This window comes from Peteryoungia wuzhouensis (assembly GCF_003205195.1).
GTDB classification, from domain to species: Bacteria; Pseudomonadota; Alphaproteobacteria; order Rhizobiales; family Rhizobiaceae; genus Allorhizobium; species Allorhizobium wuzhouense.
The window spans coordinates 16845-43457 of record NZ_QJRY01000001.1; the positions used below are offsets into that span (position 1 = coordinate 16845).

Below are 26613 nucleotides of genomic sequence, written 5' to 3' on the forward strand. Positions count from 1 at the left end.
GCCAGATGAATTCGCCTCTCAGGCCGCATTCAGGCCGCATCCGTCATAAAGGGTCCAGACACAAACGCGGAGGATAAGACGATGGCAACTGTGGCGCGGCGCCTGACGATCATGACCCTGACCATGGCGGTCTTCGCGATGGTCTTCAGCCACCTGGTCGTCAACAATCAGCCATCGACACGGCACGCCTCAAGCGGCCTCGTCGCAAGCTGCGCGCCTGTCGGCCTCAATGCCTGCCGGCCGACCTTCTGATCCGACCTTGCATCCCGAGGCCTGGTAAGGGGCCTTGCGCAGAAATCTTGATGCCGGACATGCGACGTCGTTTGCTTGTCAATGTTCCTCTCCTATAATGCGGCATGAACACACGAATCTCTTCCCCCGTGCCGCTGAATTCCATCAGTCCAGAACCGTTTGAACCACGGGTCTTTACCGACGCAGTCGAAGCCGTGGATGCGCTGACAGCCCTCTACGAGCGCAATACCGGCTTCCTCAACGAGGCGTTTTCGGCGCTTGCCAATGGCGGACCGATCGAGGGGCGCTACCGGGCCTTCTATCCGCAGGTCAGCATGGAGACGACGAGCTTCGGCCATGTCGACAGCCGCCTCTCCTATGGCCATGTCACCTCGCCGGGCATCTACACCACGACCATCACCCGGCCCAAGCTCTTCCGCCATTATCTCAAGGAGCAGCTGGCCCTTCTGATGCGCAATCACCAGGTGCCGATCACGGTATCGGAATCGACGACGCCGATCCCGCTGCATTTTGCCTTCGGCGAAGGCGCGCATGTCGAGGCCTCGGCCGGCGGCCTGGCCGACATGCAGCTGCGCGACATCTTTGATACGCCTGACCTCACCGTCACCGACGACGAGATCGCCAATGGCGAATATGAACCGAAGCCGGGCGAGCCGCATCCGCTGGCCCCGTTTACCGCCCAGCGCATCGACTATTCGCTGGCGCGGCTGTCGCATTACACCGCGACCAGCGCCAACCATTTCCAGAACTTCGTCCTGTTCACCAACTACCAGTTCTATGTCGACGAGTTCTGCGCCTATGCCCGCCAGCTGATGGCCGACGGCGGCAGCGACTACACCGCCTTCGTCGAACCCGGCAACATCATCACACCGGCTGGACAATCCGCGCCGACGGAGGGCGTCTCGCTCGGCCGCCTGCCGCAGATGCCGGCCTATCACCTGAAGAAAAAGGCCCATGCCGGGATCACCGTGATCAATATCGGCGTCGGCCCCTCCAACGCCAAGACGATCACCGACCATGTGGCCGTGCTTCGTCCGCATGCCTGGCTGATGCTCGGCCACTGCGCCGGGCTTCGCAACAGCCAGCGGCTCGGCGACTATGTGCTTGCCCACGCCTATGTCCGCGAAGACCACGTGCTTGATGACGACCTGCCCGTCTGGGTGCCGATCCCGGCGCTGGCCGAAGTGCAGCTGGCGCTCGAAGACGCGGTCGAGGAAATCACCGGCTACGAGGGCTTCGAACTCAAGCGCATCATGCGCACCGGCACCGTCGCCACGATCGACAACCGCAACTGGGAACTGCGCGACCAGCGCGGCCCGGTCAAGCGCCTGTCGCAGTCGCGCGCCATCGCGCTCGACATGGAATCGGCCACCATCGCCGCCAACGGCTTCCGCTTCCGCGTGCCCTACGGCACGCTGCTCTGCGTCTCCGACAAGCCGCTGCATGGTGAATTGAAGCTGCCGGGCATGGCGACGGCGTTTTACAAGACGCAGGTCAGCCAGCATCTGCAGATCGGCATCCGGGCGCTGGAGAAGCTCGGGGCCATGCCGACCGAGAAGCTGCATTCGCGCAAGCTCAGAAGCTTCTTCGAGACGGCGTTTCAGTAAGGCGCTGTAGTCGCAACGCCATCGGTCGGACCCGAGCCTGATCGGCTCCGGAGCTTAACTATGCCTGATCCAGAACAGCGGCCACGGGGCGGCGCGGAGAATAGGGCAGATCGGCTCCATGGCCGAAGCGCATCATGATGTCTGGGCGCAGGCCCGGCTCGCCGATCAGGCTCGACAGTTGCGACCGCAAGGCCTCGACCTCAACCGGCTGGTTTATGAAGGCCGTTTTGAGACCGGCGCGGGTTGCGGCGAGCGCAAAGCGCTGGCAGGCCCGCCCGACCGCCACCCAGTGCTGCCTGTCCTCGCTCTCGCCGAGAAAGACGGCAATGCCGGCAGAGCTGTCGAGATGGCGGGCATATTTGTCGTTTTCGGCAGCGGCGGTGAAAAAGGCGTCGAAGGCGGCCCCGCCGAGAAAGCCTGGAAGCAGAGGATTGCCGCTCGATGCCGAAAACAAGCCGTCACCGCTCTCCATCGCAGCACGCGGATTGAAGCGCAACCAGTACTTGAGCTCGGCAATGAAGGCCGGGTCACCCATCTGTTGCTCATTGCCAGCGATCACGAGATCGCGCAGCCGGTCGAGCGGACCGCGTTCGGTGACGATCACCAGCCGGACACCGGGGATTTCCGCAGCGTTTCTCAAACCCTCAATGATCGCTGCGGACACTGGCTGGCCATCATAGGCAGCACGGGTCGATTGTCTGTGTGGAATGGCCGCAAACAGCGGATCTTGCAAAGATCTGCCAGTCGCCCAGCGAAACTCGATCCCGCCTTCAGCATTGACCTCGGCCTCGCCGGGCAGCCCTGCCGCCGTCGCAGCGAGGGCCAGGTTTTCGGTGGCGCAGCCGAGGCTGACGAAAAGATGATGGTCGTCCGGATCGACCGCAGGGGTCGCCCGAGAATGATCGGCACGGATAGCGATGCCACTATCGGTTACTCGAAAGCGCCAAGGCTGGGTGTTGTGGCCGTTGGCGGCCAATGTCGCATAGCGGACTAGATCGATCGAATCGGCATCGGCCGACAAAGGCCTGCGCGTGTCGGCAATATAGCGATCATAATCTGCCATCGCTCCGACTGCCGAGCGCCAGCCATAGGCTCCCGCTCCACCCGCCAGCAGTACCGCCCCGGCCCCGATAAGGACATCGCGCCTGATCATCGGCTTCTCCTTTCGATAGCACTTTACTGCAGCGCGCTGGTTTCTCCTTGAGCCAGATCAAGAGCGCATCAAATGCGCCGGAAGCTGATGCAGCCGGCAGAACACCCGTACGTCACGTAGCGCTCCAGAAATTCGCCGCGCGTCAACTCGTACCAGACATCGCCGTGTTCGGAACCCGGGATGGGATCGGGAAAAGCGGCAAACTCCGTGCGCGTGTGTTTCATGCCGATTTTTTCCATCACCCGTCGCGAACCGTGGTTCACGGCCATCGTGGTTGCCACGATCCTTTCGTAGCCACCGCTGGTGAAACCCCATGTGACAAGCGCCGAGGCGCCTTCAGGCGCCAGTCCCTGGCCCCAGCACGCTCGGCGCAGCCGATAGCCGATCTCGGCGATCATATCCGTTTCCGGAAATAGGCAGAACCATCCGACAAACGCGCCGTCGACCGTCCCGCGTGCGGTCCACACATAGGGTTCCGTGCCTCTCGGCATGAGGAACGGCGCTTGCTCCGGGTCGATCTTCTCGTGATCGACCGCGCCGCCGTTCAGAAAACGCATCACTTCCGGGTCGCGTTCAAGCGCGATGAAATCAGCGGCGTCACACAAGCGACAAGGAGCGAGATTCAGGTTCGCCGTCTGCAATTGCACCATCAGGTCTCCTCGCAGGTCTTCCGGTTGCAGGACGATATCGGTGGTCGGAGGGAGAGCTTCCGCCGGGCACGACCGACCCCGCCCTCACCTTTCAGGCCTCGACGATCTCCGCCAGACAGCGCACGGGAAAATTCACCGAATTGGCGATGAAGCATTTTTCATGCGCGTCGCCATGGAGTTCCAGCGCGAGTTGCGGATAAGTCCCGGCCTTGATCGTCACGCGGGGTCTCAGCAGGATTTCCGTGAAGCGACCGCCTCCGCTTTCGTCCATCTGCATCGTGCCCTCGGCATGGTCTTCATAGGCCGTGACGACGACGCCGGAGACCGCGCAGAAATGCAGGTACCAGAGCTTGTGACAGGTGCTGACCGAGGCGAGCAGCAGTTCCTCCGGGTTCCAGCGGGCGGGATCGCCGAGAAAATGCGGATCGGCGGACGCCAGAATATCGGACTTGCCGGGCACAGAAATCCGGTGATCGCGCCCATAGGCACGATAGGACGAGGTCCCCGAGCCGCGATCGCCCTCCCAAGTAATGGTCAGCCGATAGTCATGGCGATGCTCTGACATTCCAGTCTCCGCAGATATCCTGTGAGTCTCTTGCTCGATGATAGGCGCGCGACGGACGAAGTCCAAGCCAACCCCTCCGCAGGAAAATTCACCGCAGCTCTTGCAAAGATCCGTTTACGATATATCTTAGAGTCACCGAAACAGATTTAAGGAATTCTGAAATGAGACATCACTCTTGTGAAGGCGGACATGATCGTGGCTTCCGGCATTTGATGGCCATGGCCATGCGGGGCGGCCCGTTTGGCGGCCCCATGGGCCACGGCCCGCGCGGACGCGGCGAACGCCGCCGCATGTTCGACGGCGGTGAGCTTCGGCTCGTGCTGTTGAAGCTGATCGGCGACCAGCCGCGTCATGGCTATGACCTGATCCGCGAGATCGAAACGCTCTCCGGTGGCGCCTATGCGCCTTCGCCCGGCGTGGTCTACCCGACCATGACGCTGCTCCTCGACATGGGATTGGCGGACGAACAGGCGAGCGAAGGCCCGCGCAAGCTGCTCGCCATCACCGAGGCCGGCCGCGCCCATCTCGCAGAACGCGCCGATGAAGTCGCGGTGGCGATCGGCCGCCTGACGGCACTCGCCAAGGTCAGCGAACGCACCGATGCCGGCCCGGTCCGTCGCGCCATGGGCAACCTGAAACAGGCCCTTCACGATTGCCTGTCGCGCGATGGCACGACACGCGAAACCCAGCTGGAAGTCGCCCGCATTCTCGACGAGGCGGTCGGCAAGATCGAAAGGCTCTGATCATGGCAAAAACGATCGCGGTCGTTCCGACCGAAAGCGGCTGGAAATATGTCCAGCAGCTCTGCAAACACTGGGCCCACAAGCTGGAGGTCGATCTGGGCGACCAGAAGGGTGTCGTAAAATTCGCCGAGGCTACCGCTGTCATGACGAGCGACGCCAAGGCTCTCACGGTCGAAATCGAGGCAAGCTCGGCGGCTGTGCTGGAGCGGATGAAGGCTGTGGTCTCGAGCCATCTCGACCGCTTTGCCTTTCGCGAAGCGCCCCTGCCCTTCGAGTGGAAAGCTGCCTGATCCCTCCTGACGCCTGTCGGAAAGTCAGAAAAGGCTGCACCTTGAGCAGTCCCCATCCGGGGGCTGCATCATGGCCGAGACGCCAGCCCAATATATCTCCATCCTGGCTGAATCCCCCAAAGATGTTCTCTTCCCCTGTCAACGGAAGTTGCTAGAAAGCCGTGTTGATAGACAATGGCACTAAACAATGGGGGTTGCCATGAATGTGGTGACGAAGACATCGACATCTTGGTTCTCACGTCTCGGCGGGGCTCTGACGGGTGCATTGGTTGGACTGGTTCTCCTCATCGTGGCGATTGTCGCGCTGTTCTGGAACGAAGGCCGGTCGGTCGCGACCTATAAATCGCTGGTGGAAGGTCAGTCGATCGTCGTCACAGCCGATGCATCGCGGATAGACCCCGCTCTTGATGGCAAACTTGTTCATATCGAAAGCGATGTGAAACCCGCCTCAGACGTTGTCGATGCCGACACGGGTATCACCGCCTCCGGGGTCATCGGCCTTGAGCGTAAGGTCGAGATGTATCAATGGGTCGAGGAAAAAAGCAGCAAGACCGAGAAGAAGCTCGGCGGCGGCGAGGAAACCGTGACCACCTATAGCTATACCAAGGAATGGAGCGAAAAAGCTCAGGATTCCTCGAAATTCCAGGAAACGGCGGGCCACGAGAACCCGGAATTCTGGCTGCCATCGTCGGAAACCCTGGTGGACAAGGCACAGCTGGGTGCCTTTAGCGTGACGGGCGCGCAGATCGCCTCTGTTGGCACGCGTGAAACCCTGCCGATCACCGATGAAACCGCAGCGCAAGCCTCCGAAGCCCTGGGCTATCCCGGCGAAGGCCGTGCCGTGATGCAGGCGCTCTATTTCGGCGCGAATGAAAAGGCACCCGAGATCGGCGACACCAAGGTTCGCTTTGAGAAGATCCTTCTGCCGGAAGTCAGCGTCGTCGCCATGCAACACGGCGATCGCCTGGCGGAATATACCACGCAGAATGGCTACACCCTGTTCCTGTTGGAAGCAGGTCGTCAACCCGCGACGAAGATGTTCGCCGACAGCCAGGCCGAAAACGTCGTTCTGACCTGGGTCATCCGCGTTGCGGGAATTTTCGGGCTGTTCGTCGGCTTTGCCCTCATCTTCAGGATCTTCAGCGTGATCGGTGACGTCATCCCCTTCGTCGGCTCGCTGATTGGCTTCGGGACCGGCCTCATCTCCTTCATCCTGGCGCTGGCCATCGGCGTGACCGTCATTGCCATTGGCTGGTTTGCCGTGCGGCCTCTGCTGTCGATTGGACTGCTTGTGGGCGTCGCCGCGCTCGTTTGGGCCTATTTGAAATATGTCCGGAAACAGCCAACCGCGCCTGCGGCTTAAAAAGACCGCGCCCCGAGGTTCTGTTTATCCTCGGGGGGCCCGTCGAACATGACCAAATCCAGGCGGTCATATTTTCGCCTGAGGCGCTCTCGAACACGGTCGGTCGACACGATCAACACGTCTTGCCAAATCGCGGCGGGAGCGGTCTAAACTTGTCCGACAACAGGAGGACATCACCATGACCACGCTCACCATCCCTGATCTTGCCGGCAAGGCCGTTCTCATTACCGGCGCATCGAGCGGCATCGGCGAGGCGCTGGCCCGGGCTTTTGCCACTCAGGGCGCGCTGGTCGGCCTGCATTACAATTCCAACAGCGAGGCGGCCCATGCGATCGCCCGTGAGATCGAGGCAGCCGGTGGCAGTGTCGTGCTGGTCAAGGCGGATGCCGCCTCCTCGGACGACATGGCCGGGGCCGTCGCCCATGTCGCCAAGACCTTCGGCCGGCTCGATGGCGTGATCAACAATGCCGGCAGCATGATCGCCCGCGTGCTCTACGAGGACATGACGGATGCGCAGTATGACAAGGTGATGGATGTGAATGCCCGCTCGGTGCTGTCCACCACGCAGGCGGCGATTGCGCATCTGAAGATCAAGGGGGGCTTCGTCATCAATACCACCTCGGTCGCGGCCCGCACCGGCGGCACGGCGGGCTCCGGCGTATACGGCTCGTCGAAAGCCTTTGTCGCCGCCGTCACCAAGGGCATGGCGCTCGAATTCGGCAAATACAGTGTCCGGGTCAATGCGGTGGCGCCGGGCGTCATCACCACGCCCTTCCAGGACAAATATGCGCTGCCCGGGCAGCTTGACCAAGTGGCCGGCAGCGTGCCGTTGAAGCGCACGGGCACGCCGCAGGACTGCGTCGGCGCCTATCTGTTTCTCGCCTCCGAAAGCCTCTCAGGCTACATCACCGGCCAGACGATCGACGTCAATGGCGGGCAGTTCATGCCGTGACCTTCAGGGGTTAGCGCTCGAACCATCGACGCCAGCCCTTTTGCGATTTGTCCGCCGCGTGAGCCTTGGCCGGCTCGATCGTGGTCGTTTCAGCCGTTGGTCGGATGCCCGGATCCCGCCTACGTTGCGTGTGTTTTTCGGCTCCTATCTGCGTGGCCTCGGCCAGCGCATGGACCAGGGCGGCGTCGAGAATGTGCATGTCGTGTCCTCCGGCGTGGTTTCGACACTGGTCGGACGCAACAGCCGCCATTCGACAGTCCAAATTTATTTTTCCATCGCCCTGCCTGCCTGTCGATTTGCCGGCCCTGGCTTCGACTAGGGCCGATGTCTGCGTTAGGATCGCCCGAGGGAATGGAGGGGACGATGAAATTTCTATGCCAGGTCTGGCTCGATGAAACCGTGATGCAAGCCTTGAGCGAGGCCGAGCGCCGCACGCTCGACCGCCAGTCGCTCGCCTATGACAGAGAGCTTGCCGAGCGGGGACACCTCGTGCTGGCCTCGCCGCTCGCAGCGCCAGAGACGGGGCTGACGCTCCGGGTCCGGAACGGCGAGTTATCGACCACCGACGGTCCCTTTGCCGAAACCCGCGAACATCTCGGCGGTTTCCTGCTTCTGGAGACGCGCGATCTCTCTGAGGCCGTGCAGATCGCCAGCCGGGTGCCGATCGCCCTCTATGGCAGCATCGAGGTCAGGGCGCTTTCGGACATTCCCGTTCATGACGCTGCGGAGGCGGACCATGCGGCCGACGAGGCTGCTCTCCCCCTGGAGGGGCGCTGATGCGCTTCGTCTGCTTCATTCACACCGACCCGCAGGATATCGCCGAGATCTCGGATGCCGATCACCGGCGCATCGTTGCAGAACATTTCGCGTTCGACGAAGCGATCACGGCGACGGGGCACCACATTGTCTCGGAAGCGCTTGAAGATCCCGATCGTTCCGTCACCATCCGGCGCTCGGCCAAGGGCGTGACGGTCAGCGTTGGTCCCTTCACTGAAGCGCGCGAACATATCGGCGGCTTCTACCTGCTGGAAGCCGCCTCTCTCGACGAGGCGATCCGGATCGCTTCTCGCATCCCCTCCCTGCAGCACAGTTCGGTCGAGATCCGCCCGGTGCGGACGCTCGTGCTCGACGGAGAATGAGGAGGGCTTTTGAGCGATCCGGTTTCCGAAACGATCGAGGCGACCTACCGGCAATCGGCACCGCGCATCCGTGCGGCCCTCGTTCGCCTGCTCGGCAGTTTCGATCTTGCGGAGGAAGCGTTGCACGACGCCTTCCTGCAGGCCGCCATCGACTGGCCGGTCAAGGGCTATCCGCACAATCCGGTGACCTGGCTGATCTCGGCCGGGCGCTTCCGCACGATCGACCGGCTTAGGCGGCGCGCCCTCATCGACAGGCAGCGGGACGATCTCGCCTATCTGGCGGCGATCGAGCAGGCGCAAGAGGAGGAACCGGTGGCGATCGAGGACGACATGCTGCGGCTGGTCTTCACCTGCTGCCATCCGGCGCTTCCAGCGGAGGCCCGCATTGCCATGGCCCTGCGCGAAGTCTGCGGGCTGACCACGGAGGAAATCTCCCGCGCCTTCCTGACATTACCCTCGACGATCGCCCAGCGGATCGTCCGCGCCAAAGCGAGGATCCGGACCCAGCGCATCGCCTATGTCGTGCCGGACCGGCAAGAGCTTCCCCAACGACTTGAGGCGGTGCTGGGCGTCATCTATCTGCTGTTCAACGAGGGCCATGCCCGCGCCGGCGCTGCCGAGCGGCTCTCAGAGGAGGCGCTCCATCTCGCCCGCCTGCTGGTTGACCTCCTGCCCGATCCCGAATGCCTGGGGCTGCTCGCGCTGATCCTCATCCAGCATTCTCGCAGCAGGACCCGCCTGGACCCCGACGGTCATATCGTTCTTCTCGCGGATCAGGACCGCAGCCTCTGGGACCGGGCCATGATCGCGGAGGCGGAGGTCCTTTTGGAGCGGATCAGGCAGTCCGGCGAAATCGGCGTCTATGGCCTGCAGGCGGCAATCGCGGCTTGCCATGCCCGAGCCGCAACCATGGCCGAAACCGACTGGCCGCGCATCCTGCATCTCTACGACCTGCTGCAACAGGCAGCCCCCTCCCCGGTGGTCGCCCTCAATCGGGCCGTGGCGCTTGCCGAGGTGGAGGGGGAAAAAGCGGGGCTGGCGGAGGTCGAGCGGTTGCTGGGCGATCCGGCCATGCAGCGCTATCACGCAACCTACAGCGTTGCCGCCGACCTGCAGCGGCGGCTGGGAAGGGTGGAAGATGCGCGGGCCAACTACCGTACGGCTCGCGCCCTTGCCTCGCAACAGCACGAAATCCGCTTTATAGAGGCCCGGCTCAACGCGCTCGCGTGATCACCCCTCGCCGCGATTGTCCTTCAGCCAGTCCAGACCATTGCGCAAGGTGCCGACTGCCTGGTCGATCTCGGAGCGCGAGATGATCAGTGGCGGCGAGAAGAGCATGCGGTCGCCGGTGGCGCGCAGCACCACGCCGGCATCGACGCATTGATTGCGGACGACGGTGCCGGTGTCGTCGGGCTTCTTGAAGCGGCGGCGGGTGGCCTTTTCGGCGGTGATCTGCACGGCGCCCATCAGGCCGACGCTGACGGCTTCGCCGACCAGTTCGTGGTCGGTGAGCGAGGCGAGCGCTGCAGCAAGGTACGGACCGGTGTCGTCACGCACGCGCTCGACGAGGCCTTCCTCTTCGATGATGCGGATGTTTTCAAGCGCAGCAGCCGCGGCCACCGGGTGACCGGAATAGGTGTAGCCGTGGTAGAAATCGCCGAGCTCGTTGACCATGACGTCCGCCACGCGGTCGGAGACCAGCACGCCGCCGATCGGCAGGTAACCGGAGGAGAGGCCCTTGGCGATCGGCGCGAGGTCCGGCTCGAAATCGTAATACTGATGGCCGAACCACGTGCCGAGGCGACCGAAGCCTGAGATGACTTCGTCGGCGACGAGCAGGATCTTGTATTTCGCGCAAATGCGCTTGATTTCCGGCCAGTAGGTCGAGGGCGGCACGATGACGCCACCGGCCCCCTGGATCGGCTCGGCGACGAAGGCTGCGACATTCTCCTCGCCGAGTTCGAGGATCTTTTCCTCCAGTTCGCGGGCGACCTTCAGGCCGAAGTCTTCCGGGGTGAGATCACCGCCTTCGGCATACCAGTAGGGCTGGTTGATGTGGTGAATGCCTTCGATCGGCAGGTTACCCTGCTCGTGCATCCACTTCATGCCACCGAGGGAGGCGCCTGCTACCGTCGAGCCGTGATAGGCGTTCTTGCGGGCAATCACCTGCGTCTTGGTCTCGTGACCGAGCGCCTTCCAGTAGACGCGCGCCATGCGGAACCAGGTGTCGGAGGCTTCCGAACCGGAATTGGAGAAGAAGACGCGGTTGAGCTTCGGGCCGGTCTTTTCGGCAATCTTCTGGGCGAGCAACGTGGTCGGCGGCGTCGTGGTGCCGAAGAAGGTGTTGTAATAGGGCAGTTCCTGCATCTGGGCATAGGCGGCATCGGCGATCGACTTGCGGCCATAGCCGACATTGACGCACCAGAGGCCGGCAAAGGCATCGAGATACTGCTTGCCGTTCGAATCCCAGATATGCACGCCATCCGCCCGATTGATGATCTTGGTCCCTGCCGCGTTCAGCTTCTTCATGTCCGAGAACGGATGAAGGTGATGAGCAGCGTCGATGGCACCGAGGTTGGAAACGGCGGAAAGTGGCTTGTTCATGGGTCGGGATCCTTGACCGGAGCGGAAGCACCTGCGCTCCCGGCCAAACATGGTCCGTGCAGCTGCCTTGCCCCGCATTGAAAGGCGGAACATTATCGGCTACGAACATGACCTCCCAAAACGCGTTTGGCAAGGCACCGATTGCCGCGTTCCTCCGGCCAAATCCGCCCTTAAAAAAGCCAACGAGAGTTTCCCATGACCGCATCGACCGAGGCCGCCGATCTCCCCGCAGCCGACCCTTCCGCACGCATCGAAGTGCTGCTTGTCGGCATGAATGGCGACTTGCGCGGCAAGATGATCCCGCTGAAAGCCGAGGACAAGGTGTGGAAGAACACGGTGCGGCTGCCGGCCTCGACGCAATCGCTCGACATCTGGGGCGACGACAATGACGACATCACCAAGATCTCGCTGACGCTCGGCGACCCCGACGGCATCTGCACGCCGGACAAGAATTCGCTGACGACGCTTCCCTGGGGGCCGGAGGGTTCCAAGCAGGTGCTCGCCACCATGCATACGCTGGATGGTCAGCCGCATTACGTCTGCCCGCGCGCGATCCTGGCCAATGTGCTGAAGCGCTTCGAGGACAAGGGCCTGACGCCCGTTGTTGCCACCGAACTCGAATTCTACGTGATGGAGCCGGATTTCCGCGAGACCGGCGTTCCCATGCCGCCGAAGGCGCTCGTGATGAACGGCGAAGTCGAGGGCTATCAGCTCTATGACATGCGCGCGACCGCCGCGATGGAGGACTTCCTCGACACGGTGCGCGAATATTGCGACCACATGGGCCTGCCGGCCGATGCGACGACCGCCGAATTCGGCCCCGGCCAGTTCGAGGTCAACCTCCTGCACAAGCCGAACGCGGTTTCGGCAGCCGATGACTGCATCTATCTGAAGCGCGTCGTTGATTTCGCCGCTCGCCGCCATGGCTTCAAGGCGACCTGCATGGCCAAGCCTTACGGCGACCACGCCGGCTCCGGCCTGCACGTGCATGCCTCGATCATCGACAAGGACGGCCGCAACATCCTCGACGCCAAGGGCGGCGATCCGGTGAAGCTGAAGTCGATCACGGCGGGCATGCTGAAGAGCATGCAGGATGCGCAGCTGATCTTTGCGCCCTTTGCCAATTCCTATCGCCGCTTCCAGCCGGGCTCGTTTGCGCCCGACAAAATCGACTGGGGTTTTGGCAATCGCGGCACCGCGATCCGCATCCCCGACAAGGACGGCCCCGCCGCCCGCATCGAACACCGTGTGGCCGGTGCGGACGCCAATCCGCATCTTCTGCTCGCCGCCATCCTCGGCGGCATCCTGCTCGGGCTTGAGGAAGACCTCGATCCGGGTCCGGTCACGACGCCGGACAGCGCGCCCGAAAACCCTGACATGCTGACCTATGATTTCCTGACGTCAGTCGAACGGTTCCGGAACTCGACCTTCATCAAGGACATCTTCGGCGCCGAATATCAGCGCATTTACGGCGACACCAAGCGCAAGGAAGCCATGGCCTATCTGCGCACCGTGTCGAGCTTCGACTACCAGACCTATCTGCCGCGGATCTGACGCCAACGCGTCTCGACCGAGCCTGGCGGCGCATCGGCGCCGCCTGTCGCACTTTGACGAGAAAATGGCGCGCTAATATTATTTCGTCCTGAACCTTCAGCGTGAAATCTTCGAACCAAATCACAGGCCTTCGGGCCAAATATCCCTTAAATTTGGGGTAAGCGTGCACAAATCGACTTGCCAGCGTCCAGTGAATGCTCTTCTCTCCCGTTTCCGTAAACGTAAAAGGGGAAAAAAATGACAATCCAAACACGCCGCCTGCTTGGCACTGCGCTCCTCCTTGGCTCACTTTTGACCGGTGCGAGCCAGGCGCTCGCCGAAGCCGTTCTGCATCGCGGCAATGCCGGCGAGCCGCAGACCCTCGACTATGCCCATATCTCGATCGACATCGAAGGCTTCGTCGTCCGCGACATGTTCGAAGGCCTGACCATATTCAACGCCAAGGGTGAAGTGGTTCCGGGCACTGCCGAAAGCTGGACGGTATCCGACGACGATCTGACCTACACGTTTAAGATCCGCGACAACGCCAACTGGTCCGACGGAACGCCGGTGACCGCCGAAGACTTCGTCTTCTCGATGCGCCGCCTGGAAGATCCGAAGACCGCTGCCGAATATGCCGGCATTCTCTATCCAATCAAGAATGCCGAGAAGGTGAACAAGGGCGAAGTTCCGGTCGATCAGCTCGGCATCAAGGCCGTCGATGCCAAGACCGTTGAAATCACGCTCGAGCGTCCGACTCCGTTCTTCCTGCAGCTTCTCGCCCACTACACCGCGCTGCCGATCAGCAAGGTCAACTTCGAGAAGTTCGGCGACCAGTTCGTCAAGCCGGGCAACATGGTTTCAAACGGCGCCTTCAAGCTGGAAGCGCATGTGCCGAACGACACCCTGACCGTCGTCAAGAACGACAAGTACTGGGATGCCGCCAACGTCAAGCTCGACAAGGTCATCTTCTACCCGATCGACGACGATGCCGCTTCCGTGCGTCGCTTCGAAGCCAAGGAAATGGACCTCGTCTACAACTTCTCGGCCGACCAGATCAAACGCCTGCGCGAGACCTACAACGACCAGGTCCACGTGACCCCGTCGCTCGCCACCTACTACTATGTCTTCGACAACCGCGAGCCGCCCTATAACGACGTAAACGTCCGTCGCGCGCTGTCCATGGCCGTCGACCGTGACTTCCTCGCCCAGGAAATCTACGCCGGCGCCCAGCTTCCGGCCTACAACCTCGTTCCCCCGGGCATGCCGGGCTATGGCCAGGGTCCGGTTCCGGATTTTGCCTCGATGTCGCAGATCGACCGCGAGGACAAGGCCGTCGAGCTGATGAAGGCTGCAGGCTACGGTGAAGGCGGCAAGCCGCTCGAAATCGAGATCCGCTACAACACCAATGCCAACCACGAGCGCGTCGCAACCGCCGTCGCCGACATGTGGAAGAACACGTTCGGTGCCAAGGTCTCGCTGGTCAACCTCGACGTGGCCTCGCACTATGCCTACCTGCAGGAAGGCGGCAAGTTCAACGTCGCCCGTGCCGCCTGGTCGGCTGACTACGGCGATCCGGAAAACTTCCTGGCGCTCAACACCAGCACCAACACCACGTTCAACTACGGCAAGTACAAGAACGAGGAATACGACGCGCTGATGAAGCAGTCCTATGACGAGCAGGACCCGGCCAAGCGCATGGAAATTCTGAAGAAGGCCGAAGAGATCCTGAACAACGATCAGCCGATCGCCCCGTTCATGAACTCCGCCAACCTGTGGCTGGTCTCCTCGCGTGTCTCCGGCTGGGAAGACAATGCGGTGAACGAGCACCTGTCGAAGTTCCTCAGCGTTTCCGAATAACGAACAAAAGGGATCGGCGCGCGGCAGCATGATGGCTGTCGCGCGTCGGCTTTTATCACCATGATCTCATTCGTCCTGCGCCGGCTCATGAGCGCCGTGCCCACCGTGTTCGTCGTCGTGACGATCTCGTTCTTCCTGATGCGCTTCGCGCCTGGTGGTCCGTTCAGCCTGGAACGTCCGCTCCCGCCGCAGACCATGGCCAATGTCATGGAAACCTACAGGCTCAACGATCCGCTCTGGAGCCAGTACCTCAACTATCTCGGCAATGCCTTCAGAGGCGATTTCGGCCCGAGCTTCATCTACAAGGACAACACGGTCGCCGAGCTGATCGGCAAGGCCCTGCCCTATTCGGTCGAACTCGGCCTCTACGCCATCCTGATCGCGCTGATCGGCGGCGTCATCCTCGGCACGATCGCGGCTCTGCGCCAGAACAGTGTACTGGACTTCGGCCTGATGGCTTTCGCGACCATCGGCGTCACGGTGCCGAACTTCGTCGTCGGCCCCGTTCTGACGCTGATCTTCGCCGTCATGCTGTCCTGGCTGCCGGCCGGAGGCTGGGGCAATGGCGGCTTCCAGAACCTGATCCTGCCGATGACAGCACTGGCGCTTCCGCAGCTCGCCGTCTTTGCGCGCCTGACGCGCGGCTCGATGATCGAAGCGCTGAACGCCGACCATATCCGCACCGTGCGCGCCTATGGACTGCCGCCGCGCGTCGTCGTCATCACCCATGCGCTTCGCGGCGCCATGCTGCCGGTCGTCTCCTATCTCGCGCCATGTGCTGCGGCCCTGCTCACCGGTTCTGCCGTCGTCGAGAGCATCTTCACCATTCCCGGTGTCGGTCGCTACTTCGTGCTTGGTGCACTCAATCGCGACTATCCCCTCGTCATGGGCACCGTCATTCTCGTCGCCGTGTTCGTGATCTTCTTCAACCTGCTGGTCGACATCGCCTACGGCCTGCTCGATCCGAGGGTCCGCAATGACTGATACATCCGTCACCCAGGGCATTGCCCCCGCCGAAGTCGCCGGTCGAAGCCTGACCGAGCTCGCCATGCTGCGCTTCAAGCGCAACAAGGCCGCCATGGGCGGCTGCTTCATGCTGGTGCTCATCGTGCTGTTCTCGTTTGCCGGCCCATTCTTCGTGCCGCATAGCTATGATCAGGTCTTCGCGTCCTATGTCACCGTGCCGCCGAGCCTCGAGCCGCGGCCCGATCCGGAATCGCTGCAGCAGGTCGCCGAAGGCATCGCAAAACGCGCGCGCGTCGAGCTGAAGAGCCTCGAGGTTGCCGACGGCACATTTACCGCCGTGCTGACCGCATCGAAGCCGATCGACCCGCGCACGATCCGCTATTTCGACCGGACCAACGAATTCAAGGAAACGACGGTCCAGGAGACGAGCGCCGATGGACTGTCGGTGACCGTGACCGGCAAGGTCGACCAGGTCACCTTCCCTTTCGGCACGGATACCAATGGCCGTGACCTTCTGGTGCGCGTCATGCTCGGCGGGCAGATCTCGATTGCCGTGGGTCTGGCGGCAAGCCTCGTCTCGCTCGGCATCGGCGTCATCTACGGCGCGACATCAGGCTATCTCGGCGGGCGCATCGACAACGTGATGATGCGTTTCGTCGAGATCCTCTATTCCCTGCCCTTCGTCTTCCTCGTCGTCGTGCTCGTCGTCTTCTTCGGACGATCGGTGGTGCTGATCTTCGTCGTCATCGGGGCGGTGCAATGGCTGGAAATGGCCCGCATCGTGCGCGGCCAGACGCTTTCCTTGAAGCGCCGCGAATTCGTCGGGGCGGCGGAAGCGCTGGGGCTCACCGACTGGCAGATCATCCGCCGGCACATCATCCCGAACACGATCGGTCCGGTTATCGTCTTCGTCACCGTCGTCGTGCCGCAGGTCATCCTGACCGAGAGCTTCCTGTCCTTCCTCGGGCTCGGCGTGCAGGCGCCGCTCGCCAGCTGGGGCACGCTGATCTCGGAAGGCACGAAGAACATGCAGAGCGCACCGTGGCTGCTGATCTTCCCGGCCATCTTCTTCGTCGCGACGCTGTTTGCCCTCAACTTCGTCGGCGATGGCCTGCGCGATGCACTCGACCCGAAGGATCGTTGAGATGGAGATGAACCAGATGACACCGGTCCTCACCGTCAACGACCTGCAGGTCACCTTCCAGACGCCCGACGGCACCGTCGAAGCGGTCAAGGGCATCAGCTTCGACGTGAAGAAGGGTGAGACGCTCGCCATCGTGGGCGAGAGCGGCTCGGGCAAGAGCCAGACGATGATGGGCATCATGGGCCTGCTCGCCAAGAACGGCAGCGTTAGCGGTGAGGCCATGTATGGCGGCACCAACCTCGTCGGCCAGCCGCTCTCGACGCTCAATCAGGTTCGCGGCTCGAAGATCACCATGATCTTCCAGGAGCCGATGACCTCGCTCGATCCGCTCTACCGGATCGGCCGGCAAATCGCCGAACCGCTGATCCACCATCGTGGCATGAGCAAGAGTGCGGCACGCGCCCGCGTGCTGGAGCTCTTGAAGCTCGTCGGCATCCCCGACCCGGAACGCCGCATCGACAGTTATCCGCATGAAATGTCCGGTGGCCAGCGGCAGCGCGTGATGATCGCGATGGCCTTGGCGAACGAGCCCGACGTGCTGATCGCCGACGAGCCGACCACTGCGCTAGACGTCACGATCCAGGCGCAGATCCTGACGCTGCTCGCCGACCTGCAGAAACGCTTCGGCATGGCGATCGTGCTCATCACCCACGATCTCGGCGTGGTCAAACACGTCGCCGACCGGGTGGTCGTGATGCGCAAGGGCGAGATCGTCGAACAGGGCAGCCGTGACGCGATCTTCGGCAATGCGCAGCACGACTATACCAAGATGCTGCTGGCGGCCGAGCCGACGGGCACGAAGGCACCGCCGGCCGATGATGCGCCGGTCGTCCTGGAAGGCCGCAACGTCATCGTCGACTTCGACATCGGCAGCGGCGGTTTCCTGCGTCCCAATCGTACCTTCCGGGCGGTGGACCAGGTGAGCGTGCGCCTGCGTCAGGGGCAGACCATCGGCATCGTCGGGGAATCCGGTTCGGGCAAGTCGACGCTCGGTCGCGCACTCCTGAAGCTGCTCACGGCCGATGGTGCCTTCCGCTTCGAAACCAACGACATCTCGGGTCTCGATCGGGCCGGCATGCGGTCCTTCCGCAAGCAGCTGCAGCTCGTCTTCCAGGATCCCTACGGCTCGCTCTCGCCCCGCCAGACGGTTGGCGAGATCATCACCGAAGGCCTTTACGTGCACGAACCGCAGCTCAGCCGCGCAGAGCGGGATGCACGCGCCATTGCAGCGCTGAAGGAAGTCGGCCTCGATCCTGCGGCGCGCAACCGCTATCCGCACGAGTTCTCGGGTGGACAGCGACAGCGCATTGCGATTGCGCGTTCCATGATCTTGAAGCCGAAGGTCGTCATCCTCGACGAGCCGACTTCGGCGCTTGACCGCTCGGTTCAGCGTCAGGTGATCGAGCTTCTGCGCGATCTGCAGGACAAACATGGCCTGTCCTACGTCTTCATCAGCCACGACCTCTCGGTGATCCGGGCGATGTCCGACCATGTGATCGTGATGAAGAACGGGAAGATCGTCGAGCAGGGCGACACCGAGGCCATCTTCGATCGCCCGCAGGAGGATTATACCCGCGACTTGATCGCTGCGGCTTTCAGCCACTGAAATCGGCCGATTGCTCGGTCAAAAATGACGGCGGCTCCACCACGGGCCGCCGTTTTCGTTTATCCGGCGGGCTGGTGTGGCGGCACCAGCACCTTCAACTCGCCCGGATGGATCTTCAGCTCGACATCCGCCGGCATGCGCAGCAACTCGCCATCCAGCACGCAGGCAGCGCCCTTGCGATGCTTGGGAAAATGCAGATGCACCTTCTCCGCGGTCGATGCCGTCACGGCCTCGTTCTCCTTGAACTTGCCGCGCAGGATATCGAAGGCCAAAAGCCCAACCCCGGTCGGCTCCAGCGGGGCGGCCAGATAGACGCCGAGTTTGCCGGTGTCGACCCGGTCGGCGAAGAACAGCGAGTTGTTGCCGAGCGGATTGTTGGAGACGGAGATCGCCGACACAGGCCGCTCATCGCTGCGTCCATCGCCGTCGATATCGAAGACGACCTCGAAACGTGGCGGATCGAGCATGACGCCGAAGGCTGCACTGGTGCTGGCCCTGATCTTGCCAAGGCGCGAGGCGAAATCCATCTGGTTGCGCATGCGCACCATGCGGGCATGCAGGCCGGCCGAGAACTGATGCACGAAAGGGCGGCCATTCGCCGTGGCGATGTCGACCGCAGCCACCTCTCCTTGCGCCAGCACGTCCAGCGCCTTCCAGATATCAAGCGGCAGTTTCAGCGAGCGGGCAAAGAGGTTCATCGTGCCGGCCGGTACGACGCCGAGCGGCAGCCCTGCCTTCCAGGCAATGCCGGCTGCGGCCGAAATCGTGCCGTCTCCGCCGCCTGCCAGTACGGCATCGATGCCCTTGGTCTCGACCGCCTTCTGCAGCGCCTCGACGATTTCGTCACCGGCCACCACCGCGCAATCGAGCTCGTGGCCGTGCCTGGCGAAGGCCTCCGTGGCGCTCGCACAATAGACCTGCATGTCGGTGGTCTTGAAGGTCCCGCCGTCGCGATTGAGTACCGCCTTGATCTTCATGGAATTCCTTCACAGCCCCGGCCAACGGGGTCACAACGTGCGGCCTGATCAAAAGTTTCTGCCGTCCCACAGATCGACAGTCAGCATGGCAAATTCAAGAGAGGTTCATGACAGAAGCGCCTGCAAAAGCCTTTGCTGCGACGCATATGGACATGATAAACAACAAATTCATTCCTCGTCCGGCCCTGCGCCGTTTTCCCATCAAGGCTTCCCCGAAGCGATTTTGCGCCGTGGCTTTCGGCGCGCTCTGGTGTTTTCATGACCGACTGTTCCACGCTCGACAGCCCGCAGACCCTCCCTAACCCGTCTGGCAGCCTCAGCGCCACGGCCATCCTGCTGATCGAAATTGCGCTCGCCGCCGGCGGTTTCGGGATTGGCACCGGCGAATTCGTCATCATGGGACTGCTGCCGGAAGTCGCCACGACCTATGGCGTCAGCGTGCCCCAGGCCGGCCATGTGATCTCGGCCTATGCGCTCGGCGTCGTGCTGGGTGCGCCCATCATTGCAGCCCTTGCCGCCAAGCTGCCGCGCAAGACGCTTCTGCTCCTGCTGATGGGGATCTTCGCACTCGGCAATTTCGCCAGCGCGATCGCACCCGGCTTCCTCAGCTTCACGGCGCTGCGCTTCATCACCGGCCTGCCGCACGGCGCCTATTTCGGCGTCGCGGCGCTGGTCGCGTCCTCCATGGCGCCGCCGCATCGCCGGGTGCGTGCCGTCGGACGCGTGATGCTCGGCCTCACCATCGCCACCCTGATCGGCACACCGATCGCGACCTTCCTCGGCCAGCTGATGGACTGGCGCACCGCCTTCCTGATGGTTGCAGCCATCGGGGCGCTGGCGGTGGCGCTGATTGCCATCTACCTGCCGAAGGACAAGGTGATCGAAGGCGCCAGCATGCTGCGCGAACTGTCCGCCTTTGGCCGGGTGCAGGTGTGGCTGTCCATGGCTGTCGCCGCCGTTGGCTTTGGCGGCATGTTCGCGATCTTCAGCTACATCGCCAAGACTGTGACCGACACCGCTGGATTGCCGGCCAGCATGGTCGCGGTGGTGCTGGCGCTCTTCGGCATCGGCATGAATGTCGGCAATGTCGTCGGCAGCCGCATGGCCGACTACTCGCTGAACGGCACGATCGGCGGCATGCTCGGCTTCAACATCGCGCTGATGAGCGTCTTTTCGCTCACCGCGCACAATCCGGTGATGCTGTGCATCTGCGTCTTCCTGACGGGCTGCGGCTTTGCCGCCTGCCCGGCCGTGCAGACCCGGATCATGGATGTGGCGGCTGACGCCAAGACGCTGGCGGCCGCCACCATCCACTCCGCCTTCAACATCGCCAATGCGCTCGGCGCCTGGCTCGGCGGGCTGGTGATTGCTGCAGGCTACGGTTACGGCGCAACCGGCTATGTCGGGGCCGTACTCTCGGCCTTTGGCCTTGCCATCTTCCTGGTCTCGATGGCGCTCGAGAAGAAGGCGTCAAGCGGCTGAGGCTTCCGCCGCGACGTCCTCAGGCTCTATCATCGTGCGCTTGCCGTCCTTGCATTCGACATGGCTGCTGCCCCACTGCTCCAGCACCATGATCACCGGCCTGAGGCTGAGGCCGAGAGGGGTGAGCGCGTAGTCCACCCGGGGCGGCACAACCGGATAAACGGTCCGCGTCACCAGACCCTGTTCTTCCAGTTCACGCAATTGCTTGGTCAGCATGCGCTGGGTCACCGCCTGCAGGCGCCGACGCAGCTCGCTGAAGCGCAGCGTGCCATCGGTCACGAGGTGATAGAGGATGACACCCTTCCATTTGCCGTCGAGGAAGCTGAGCGTCGTTTCGACCGGGCAGCCGGGAAAGTTGTTGGTCATCTTCGCTCGGGGCTTCGACATCGGGTGGTATCCTCTTTGATACTGAGGGGCATATTTGTGGCTACAGACATAAAATGTGCATTCTTGCGAAGTGCGATTCTATAGCCTTAATGGGATGCGTGCAAACACTACAGGAGATCGCCATGCGCGCCATCGGCTTCCACGCCCCCCAGCCCATCACCTCGCCCACCGCCCTCATCGACCTGGAGCTTCCGATGCCCGTGGCGCATGGGCGCGACCTGCTCGTCGAGGTCAAGGCCGTATCGGTCAATCCGGTCGATACCAAGGTGCGCCGCAACTTCCAGCCGGCTGGAGGCGAGGCACGGATCCTCGGCTATGATGCCGCCGGTATCGTCAAGGCCGTTGGTCCGGATGTCAGCCTCTTCAAGCCAGGCGACGAAGTCTATTATGCCGGTGCGATCGGTCGGCCGGGCACCAATGCCGAGTATCATCTGGTCGACGAGCGCATCGTTGGCGGAAAGCCGAGGAGCCTGTCCTTTGCGGAGGCTGCCGCCCTGCCACTCACCGCGATAACCGCCTATGAGGCGCTGTTCCATCGGCTGCGGCTGGACATTCCCGTGCCGGGTGCGGCGCCCGTCGTGCTGATCACCGGCGGTGCCGGCGGCGTCGGCTCCATCGCCATTCAGCTGGTCAAGCAGCTCACCGACTTCACGGTGGTCGCGACCGCCTCGCGGCCGGAAACTGCCGCCTGGGCGAAGTCGCTGGGCGCCGATCACATCATCGACCACAGCAAGCCGCTGGCGGCTGAATATGCAGCACTCGGCATCGGCGCGCCTGGCTTCGTCTTCTCGGTCACGCATAGCGTCCAGCACCGCCTGGATCTCGCCGAGCTGATCGCACCGGCCGGCCGGATCTGCCTGATCGACGATTTCGCCGAAGGCTTCGACATCATGGCCTTCAAGGGCAAGGCGGTATCGCTGCATTGGGAGATGATGTTCTCCCGCCCGATGTTCGAGACTACGGACATGATCGAGCAGCATAAGCTCCTGAACCATGTGGCCGAGCTGATCGACGCGGGCAAAATTCGCACCACGCTCGACACCGTGCTCGGACCGATCACGGCCGAGACCCTGATGAAGGCGCATGCCATCATCGAGAGCAACCGGGCGCGCGGCAAGATCGTGCTTGAGGGCTTTCCGCGCTGAGCTGCAATCGATCAGTGGCCGCCCCTTCCGGCGGCCACTATGGACGCATCCTCAGGCGGCCGAACGCATGATGGCGGCGCTGCCCACCGGACCTTCGCTCGGCTTCAGGGCGGCGCCTTCGACGGAAACGAGGTTTTCCTGACCCCAGCGACCAATCGCCTGCAGGACAGGTTCAAGGCTCCGCCCGAGCGGTGTCAGCGAATAGTCGACGCGCGGCGGCACCACCGGATACACGGTACGGGCCACAAGCCCCGCCACTTCCATGTCCCGCAACTGCTTCGACAGCATTCTATGAGTGATTGACGAGAGGCGCTTGGCCAACTCATTGAAGCGCAGGACATCATCCTTCAGGAGATGGTGGAGGATCACGCCTTTCCATTTGCCATCGAGAAGCTGGAGCGTCGCCTCGATCTGGCAACCACCGAGATCCGACAGTCCGGAATTGGTTTCGCGCGCCATTCAAAATTCCTTCTCAAATCTTCGACGCCGCCGGCACCCCGGCGCGTCTGTTCCCATTTAGTCCTGGCCGGGCAGAGCGGAAAGCCTCCCGCCTGCCGGAATTGGTCGACACAGCGTCAACAGGATATTGGACGCAAAAGCGCGCCGGAAAGTTTCACTGCCGGCACATGGGGACGCGCGATTGAAACGACAAGTGCAATTTCACACTCGTGAAAGCCTGTGACCTCCTCTGCTACGCCCATGAAAAATGGCGCCGGTCGGGGGACCAGCGCCATGACGGATCGTCTGAATGGAAGGGATCAGGCCTGCATCACCACGACCTTGGTGCCGACCTTCACGCGTTCGTAAAGATCGATCACATCGTGGTTCATCATGCGCACGCAACCGGACGACATGGCCTGACCGATCGACCAGGGCTGGTTGGTGCCGTGCAGACGGAACATGGTGTCGTTGCCGTCGCGGTAGAGATACATGGCGCGGGCACCCAGCGGATTGTTCGGACCACCCGGCAGGCCGCCAGCATATTTCAGGTTCTTTTCCGGATCGCGGCGGATCATGTTCGGCGTCGGTGTCCAGGTTGGCCATTCGGCCTTGCGGCCGACATAGGCATTGCCGGCGAGCGCATAACCATTGCGCCCGACGCCGATGCCGTAGCGCATCGCCTGGCCTCCACCCAGCACGTAGTAGAGGCGCCGGGCCGGCGTATCGACCACCACCGTGCCGGCCGGATGGGATGTTTCGTAGGCCACCTGCTGACGACGCAGTTCCGGCTTGATCTTTTCCAGCGGCACCTTTTTCAGCGGATGGGGCTCATCCGGCATGTCGCCATACATGGCCTGCTGGTTGGGCATGGACTGGCAGCCGGCCAGAAGAAGCGGCAGGCCGATCAGGAGACCTCGGCGGGAAATGGTCATGGACGTCCTCGGAATAAGATTCGTTGCCGAGGAGCCTAGGAATTTATGGTTAACGGTGGGTTAAATCCGGGCATGCCTGTTAAGACCGATGGCGAAGATGGGGCGGGATCGGAAGCAGATTGAAGCAGAGATGCCGCAATGTTATCCTCGCACCGCAGGAGATATGAAGATGCGAGTTGACATCGAAATCGACGACGCGTTGCTGGCTGATGCCAGGGAATATACCGGCATTGACGAAATCCCCACGCTCATGCGCATCGCGCTGCAAGCCCTCGTGCAGCGCGAGGCCGCGCGGCGGCTGGCACGCCTTGGCGGCAGCGCTCCTGATCTTGTTGCAACGCCACGTCGGCGTTTCGATCCGGTCGAGCCTGAATGATTCTGGCCGACAGCTCCATCTGGATCGATCACCTCCGGTCGAATGACCCGACACTTCAGGAGTTGCTGGAAAATGAAGAGATCCTGATCCATCCCTTCGTGATCGGCGAGCTGTCGCTCGGCCATATCCCTCGCTATGACGACATCATGAAAATGCTCTCGCATCTTCCCTCAATTGCGCGCGCAGATGACGGCGAAGTGCGCCATCTGATCCGGAGCCAGAAGCTGTTTGGCACCGGCATCGGTTACGTGGATGCCCATTTGTTGGCATCCGTCATGATTTCACGCTCTGATCGACTTTGGACCCGCGATCGTAGGCTCCACCGGATCGCAGAGACCATGGGGTTGCACGCGCCGGTATTCTTCCACTAGCACCCAGGTGCAAAAGGCCGCACAGCGCAGCGCATCTCGCTCGGCTAGGTCCTACCGCATGTGAAAAGGGCGGCCTCTCGACCGCCCCGTATAGTCTCACATCCCCGGATAAACCGGCCCTTCGCCACCAAGTTCCCGGCGGCGGTCCGTGCTGGCCTGCCTCCCGAACATTTACATGTTCGGGTAGACCGGCCCTTCGCCGCCTTGGGGCGGCACCCAGGTGATGTTCTGGTTGGGGTCCTTGATGTCACAGGTCTTGCAGTGCACGCAGTTCTGCGCGTTGATGACGAAGGTTTCCTCGCCCTCCTTCTCCACCCATTCATAGACGCCCGCCGGACAGTAGCGGGTCGAAGGGCCTGCATAGATGCCCAGCTCGGAACGCTTCTGCAGGTCCATGTCCTTGACCTTCAGATGGACCGGCTGGTCTTCCTCGTGGTTGGTGTTGGAGAGAAACACCGAGGAGAGACGGTCGAAGGTCAGAACGCCATCCGGCTTCGGATAGGCGATCGGCTTGTGCTTTGCCGCCGGCTCCAGCGAGGCCGCATCGGTCTTGCCGTGCTTCAGCGTGCCGAAGAAGGAGAAGCCGAGGAGCTGGTTCATCCACATGTCGATGCCGCCGAGGCCAACGCCGAGCGCCGTGCCGAGCTTGGACCAGAGCGGCTTGACGTTGCGCACGCGCTTCAGGTCCTTGCCGATATCCGTCGAACGCCATTCGTTCTCGATCTCGACCGGCTCATCATTGGCGCGGCCGGCAGCGATCGCATCCGCAATCTTCTCGGCCGCCAGCATGCCTGAGAGCACGGCGTTGTGAGACCCCTTGATGCGGGGCACGTTGACGAGACCGGCGGAACAGCCGATCAGCGCGCCGCCGGGGAAGGAAAGCTTCGGCACGGACTGGTATCCGCCTTCGGTGATGGCGCGGGCGCCATAGGAGAGACGCTTGCCGCCCTCGAAGGTCTTGGCGATCGCCGGATGGGTCTTGAAGCGCTGGAATTCCTCGAAGGGGTAGAGATAGGGGTTCTTGTAGTTGAGGTGCACGACGAAGCCGACGGCGACCATGTTGTCTTCGAGGTGATAGAGGAACGAGCCGCCACCGGTCTTCATGCCGAGTGGCCAGCCGAAGGAGTGCTGGACCAAACCTGGCTTGTGATGCTCGGGCTTCACCTGCCACAGCTCCTTGAGACCGATGCCGTATTTCTGCACATCGCTGTCGCGCGACAGATCGAACTTGGCGATCAGCTGCTTGGCGAGCGAACCGCGCACGCCTTCCGAAATCAGCACATATTTGCCGAGCAGTTCCATGCCGCGGGTGTAATTCGGACCCGGCTCACCGTTCTTCTCGATGCCCATGTCGCCGGTCGCGACACCGATCACGGCGCCCTCATCGTTGTAGAGCACTTCGGAGGCGGCAAAACCCGGATAGATCTCGACGCCGAGCGCTTCGGCATGGGCGCCCAGCCAGCGGCAGACATTGCCGAGCGAGACGATGTAATTGCCGTGATTGTTCATCAGCGGCGGCATCAGCATGTTGGGCAGGCGGATCGAGCCAGCCGGACCGAGGAAGAGGAACTGATCGTCGGTGACCTCCGTCTTGAACGGATGATCCGCCTCTTCGCGCCAGCCGGGGATCAGGCGATCAATGCCGATCGGGTCGACCACGGCACCGGAGAGGATATGGGCGCCGACTTCAGCCCCCTTTTCGAGCACAACGACGGTGAGGTCCGGATTGACCTGCTTCAGCCGGATCGCCGCCGAGAGACCCGCAGGGCCAGCCCCCACGATCACCACGTCGAATTCCATGCTTTCGCGTTCAGGCAGTTCCATCTCGGTCATATCGTCATTCCTCGCCAGGCGGTGCTTTCCGCCTTCCTCCTTGACAAAACCCAGCCGGATTGTCGAGCCGAAGCGCGACGCGCCAAGGCGCAAATTCCGGCAGGGCGGTGTGATGCGTGAGAATATCTTACGTGCACGTAAGGGTCAATGCGACGATTTCGCGTGTGACCTCGCCTTCACCAGGGACAAGCCGTTCCAACAAAAAATGCCGCGTGCCTGTTCCCTCAGCGTCAAATCCCGTC

Annotated in this window: 28 protein-coding genes; 18 read left to right on the top strand and 10 right to left on the bottom strand. The window is 62.4% G+C overall.

What is annotated here, in order from left to right:
- Positions 1-81: 81 nt before the first annotated feature.
- Both DMY87_RS24085 and DMY87_RS00085 read left to right on the top strand, forming a co-directional pair.
- Positions 82-252, top strand: a complete 171-nt coding sequence (locus DMY87_RS24085; RefSeq protein ID WP_165826110.1) for a hypothetical protein — start codon at positions 82-84, stop codon at positions 250-252.
- Between the two features lie 104 nt (positions 253-356).
- Positions 357-1859, top strand: coding sequence for an AMP nucleosidase (locus DMY87_RS00085; RefSeq protein ID WP_110789275.1), 1503 nt, complete (start codon positions 357-359; stop codon positions 1857-1859).
- Between the two features lie 58 nt (positions 1860-1917).
- Here the strand turns inward: DMY87_RS00085 and DMY87_RS00090 are convergent, their stop codons facing one another.
- The 3 genes from DMY87_RS00090 to DMY87_RS00100 form a co-directional block, all read right to left on the bottom strand.
- Complete coding sequence (locus tag DMY87_RS00090) at positions 1918-3012, bottom strand: Acg family FMN-binding oxidoreductase (protein WP_110789276.1); 1095 nt, start codon at positions 3010-3012, stop codon at positions 1918-1920.
- Between the two features lie 68 nt (positions 3013-3080).
- The gene (locus DMY87_RS00095; protein WP_110789277.1) at positions 3081-3662 is read right to left on the bottom strand and encodes a GNAT family N-acetyltransferase; all 582 of its coding nucleotides are present in this window, start codon (positions 3660-3662) and stop codon (positions 3081-3083) included.
- A 91-nt stretch (positions 3663-3753) separates the two neighbouring features.
- The gene (locus tag DMY87_RS00100; RefSeq protein ID WP_110789278.1) at positions 3754-4227 is read right to left on the bottom strand and encodes an OsmC family protein; all 474 of its coding nucleotides are present in this window, start codon (positions 4225-4227) and stop codon (positions 3754-3756) included.
- Positions 4228-4388: 161 nt separating this feature from the next.
- Here DMY87_RS00100 and DMY87_RS00105 point away from each other — a divergent pair, with 161 nt between their 5' ends.
- The 4 genes from DMY87_RS00105 to DMY87_RS00120 all read left to right on the top strand — a co-directional run bounded on the left by DMY87_RS00105 (position 4389) and on the right by DMY87_RS00120 (position 7575).
- Positions 4389-4970 (top strand): PadR family transcriptional regulator, encoded by a 582-nt coding sequence (locus DMY87_RS00105; protein WP_110789279.1) that lies wholly within the window; start codon positions 4389-4391, stop codon positions 4968-4970.
- A 2-nt stretch (positions 4971-4972) separates the two neighbouring features.
- Complete coding sequence (locus tag DMY87_RS00110; RefSeq protein ID WP_110789280.1) at positions 4973-5260, top strand: DUF2218 domain-containing protein; 288 nt, start codon at positions 4973-4975, stop codon at positions 5258-5260.
- A 199-nt stretch (positions 5261-5459) separates the two neighbouring features.
- Positions 5460-6623: a TMEM43 family protein gene (locus tag DMY87_RS00115; protein ID WP_165826111.1), complete on the top strand. Its 1164-nt coding sequence runs from the start codon at positions 5460-5462 to the stop codon at positions 6621-6623.
- A gap of 178 nt (positions 6624-6801) precedes the next feature.
- Complete coding sequence (locus DMY87_RS00120; RefSeq protein ID WP_110789282.1) at positions 6802-7575, top strand: SDR family NAD(P)-dependent oxidoreductase; 774 nt, start codon at positions 6802-6804, stop codon at positions 7573-7575.
- 10 nt (positions 7576-7585) lie between these two features.
- Here DMY87_RS00120 and DMY87_RS23995 read toward each other — a convergent pair whose 3' ends face one another.
- Positions 7586-7774: a hypothetical protein gene (locus DMY87_RS23995; RefSeq protein WP_133252985.1), complete on the bottom strand. Its 189-nt coding sequence runs from the start codon at positions 7772-7774 to the stop codon at positions 7586-7588.
- A 164-nt stretch (positions 7775-7938) separates the two neighbouring features.
- Between DMY87_RS23995 and DMY87_RS00130 the strand changes: the two genes are divergently transcribed.
- From DMY87_RS00130 to DMY87_RS00140, 3 genes are read left to right on the top strand one after another with little or no spacing between them, the layout of a single operon-like run.
- Positions 7939-8352: a YciI family protein gene (locus DMY87_RS00130; RefSeq protein ID WP_110789284.1), complete on the top strand. Its 414-nt coding sequence runs from the start codon at positions 7939-7941 to the stop codon at positions 8350-8352.
- Positions 8352-8714 (top strand): YciI family protein, encoded by a 363-nt coding sequence (locus DMY87_RS00135; RefSeq protein ID WP_110789285.1) that lies wholly within the window; start codon positions 8352-8354, stop codon positions 8712-8714. Before DMY87_RS00130 ends, DMY87_RS00135 begins: the two co-directional genes overlap by 1 nt.
- A gap of 9 nt (positions 8715-8723) precedes the next feature.
- Positions 8724-9944 (top strand): RNA polymerase sigma factor, encoded by a 1221-nt coding sequence (locus DMY87_RS00140; protein ID WP_205908120.1) that lies wholly within the window; start codon positions 8724-8726, stop codon positions 9942-9944.
- Here DMY87_RS00140 and DMY87_RS00145 read toward each other — a convergent pair whose 3' ends face one another.
- Complete coding sequence (locus tag DMY87_RS00145; protein WP_110789286.1) at positions 9945-11318, bottom strand: aspartate aminotransferase family protein; 1374 nt, start codon at positions 11316-11318, stop codon at positions 9945-9947.
- Positions 11319-11513: 195 nt separating this feature from the next.
- On the opposite strand from DMY87_RS00145, the gene DMY87_RS00150 reads away from it, so the two are divergent.
- The 5 genes from DMY87_RS00150 (at position 11514) to DMY87_RS00170 (ending at position 18427) form a co-directional block, all read left to right on the top strand.
- A complete protein-coding gene (locus tag DMY87_RS00150) occupies positions 11514-12872 on the top strand; it encodes a glutamine synthetase family protein (RefSeq protein WP_110789287.1) in 1359 nt (452 codons plus the stop codon).
- 237 nt (positions 12873-13109) lie between these two features.
- Complete coding sequence (locus tag DMY87_RS00155) at positions 13110-14711, top strand: peptide ABC transporter substrate-binding protein (protein ID WP_110789288.1); 1602 nt, start codon at positions 13110-13112, stop codon at positions 14709-14711.
- A gap of 60 nt (positions 14712-14771) precedes the next feature.
- Complete coding sequence (oppB, locus tag DMY87_RS00160) at positions 14772-15695, top strand: oligopeptide ABC transporter permease OppB (RefSeq protein ID WP_110789289.1); 924 nt, start codon at positions 14772-14774, stop codon at positions 15693-15695.
- Entirely contained in the window at positions 15688-16821 is a 1134-nt protein-coding gene (locus DMY87_RS00165; RefSeq protein WP_110789290.1) for an ABC transporter permease, read from the top strand. Before oppB ends, DMY87_RS00165 begins: the two co-directional genes overlap by 8 nt.
- A gap of 16 nt (positions 16822-16837) precedes the next feature.
- Complete coding sequence (locus DMY87_RS00170) at positions 16838-18427, top strand: ABC transporter ATP-binding protein (protein ID WP_165826147.1); 1590 nt, start codon at positions 16838-16840, stop codon at positions 18425-18427.
- A gap of 59 nt (positions 18428-18486) precedes the next feature.
- Here the strand turns inward: DMY87_RS00170 and DMY87_RS00175 are convergent, their stop codons facing one another.
- Positions 18487-19404: a diacylglycerol/lipid kinase family protein gene (locus DMY87_RS00175; RefSeq protein WP_110789291.1), complete on the bottom strand. Its 918-nt coding sequence runs from the start codon at positions 19402-19404 to the stop codon at positions 18487-18489.
- A 258-nt stretch (positions 19405-19662) separates the two neighbouring features.
- Between DMY87_RS00175 and DMY87_RS00180 the strand changes: the two genes are divergently transcribed.
- Positions 19663-20886 carry an MFS transporter gene (locus DMY87_RS00180; RefSeq protein ID WP_110789292.1) on the top strand — a complete coding sequence of 408 codons (1224 nt, stop codon included), beginning with the start codon at positions 19663-19665 and terminating at the stop codon, positions 20884-20886.
- Here DMY87_RS00180 and DMY87_RS00185 read toward each other — a convergent pair.
- Positions 20875-21273, bottom strand: coding sequence for a winged helix-turn-helix transcriptional regulator (locus DMY87_RS00185; protein WP_110789293.1), 399 nt, complete (start codon positions 21271-21273; stop codon positions 20875-20877). The two genes, DMY87_RS00180 and DMY87_RS00185, sit on opposite strands and share 12 nt — an antisense overlap.
- A 122-nt stretch (positions 21274-21395) precedes the next feature.
- Here DMY87_RS00185 and DMY87_RS00190 point away from each other — a divergent pair, with 122 nt between their 5' ends.
- A complete protein-coding gene (locus tag DMY87_RS00190; RefSeq protein ID WP_110789294.1) occupies positions 21396-22418 on the top strand; it encodes a zinc-binding alcohol dehydrogenase family protein in 1023 nt (340 codons plus the stop codon).
- Between the two features lie 51 nt (positions 22419-22469).
- On the opposite strand, the gene DMY87_RS00195 is transcribed toward DMY87_RS00190, so the two are convergent.
- Together DMY87_RS00195 and DMY87_RS00200 are read right to left on the bottom strand one after the other, a co-directional pair.
- Positions 22470-22877 (bottom strand): winged helix-turn-helix transcriptional regulator, encoded by a 408-nt coding sequence (locus tag DMY87_RS00195; protein ID WP_110789295.1) that lies wholly within the window; start codon positions 22875-22877, stop codon positions 22470-22472.
- 299 nt (positions 22878-23176) lie between these two features.
- Positions 23177-23791: a L,D-transpeptidase gene (locus DMY87_RS00200; RefSeq protein WP_110789296.1), complete on the bottom strand. Its 615-nt coding sequence runs from the start codon at positions 23789-23791 to the stop codon at positions 23177-23179.
- Between the two features lie 88 nt (positions 23792-23879).
- Between DMY87_RS00200 and DMY87_RS00205 the strand changes: the two genes are divergently transcribed.
- Positions 23880-24167: a type II toxin-antitoxin system VapB family antitoxin gene (locus tag DMY87_RS00205; protein ID WP_342588631.1), complete on the top strand. Its 288-nt coding sequence runs from the start codon at positions 23880-23882 to the stop codon at positions 24165-24167.
- Positions 24164-24538 (top strand): type II toxin-antitoxin system VapC family toxin, encoded by a 375-nt coding sequence (locus DMY87_RS00210; RefSeq protein ID WP_110789297.1) that lies wholly within the window; start codon positions 24164-24166, stop codon positions 24536-24538. Before DMY87_RS00205 ends, DMY87_RS00210 begins: the two co-directional genes overlap by 4 nt.
- A 171-nt stretch (positions 24539-24709) precedes the next feature.
- Here DMY87_RS00210 and DMY87_RS00215 read toward each other — a convergent pair whose 3' ends face one another.
- The gene (locus DMY87_RS00215) at positions 24710-26371 is read right to left on the bottom strand and encodes an electron transfer flavoprotein-ubiquinone oxidoreductase (protein WP_110790299.1); all 1662 of its coding nucleotides are present in this window, start codon (positions 26369-26371) and stop codon (positions 24710-24712) included.
- Positions 26372-26613 lie beyond the last annotated feature (242 nt).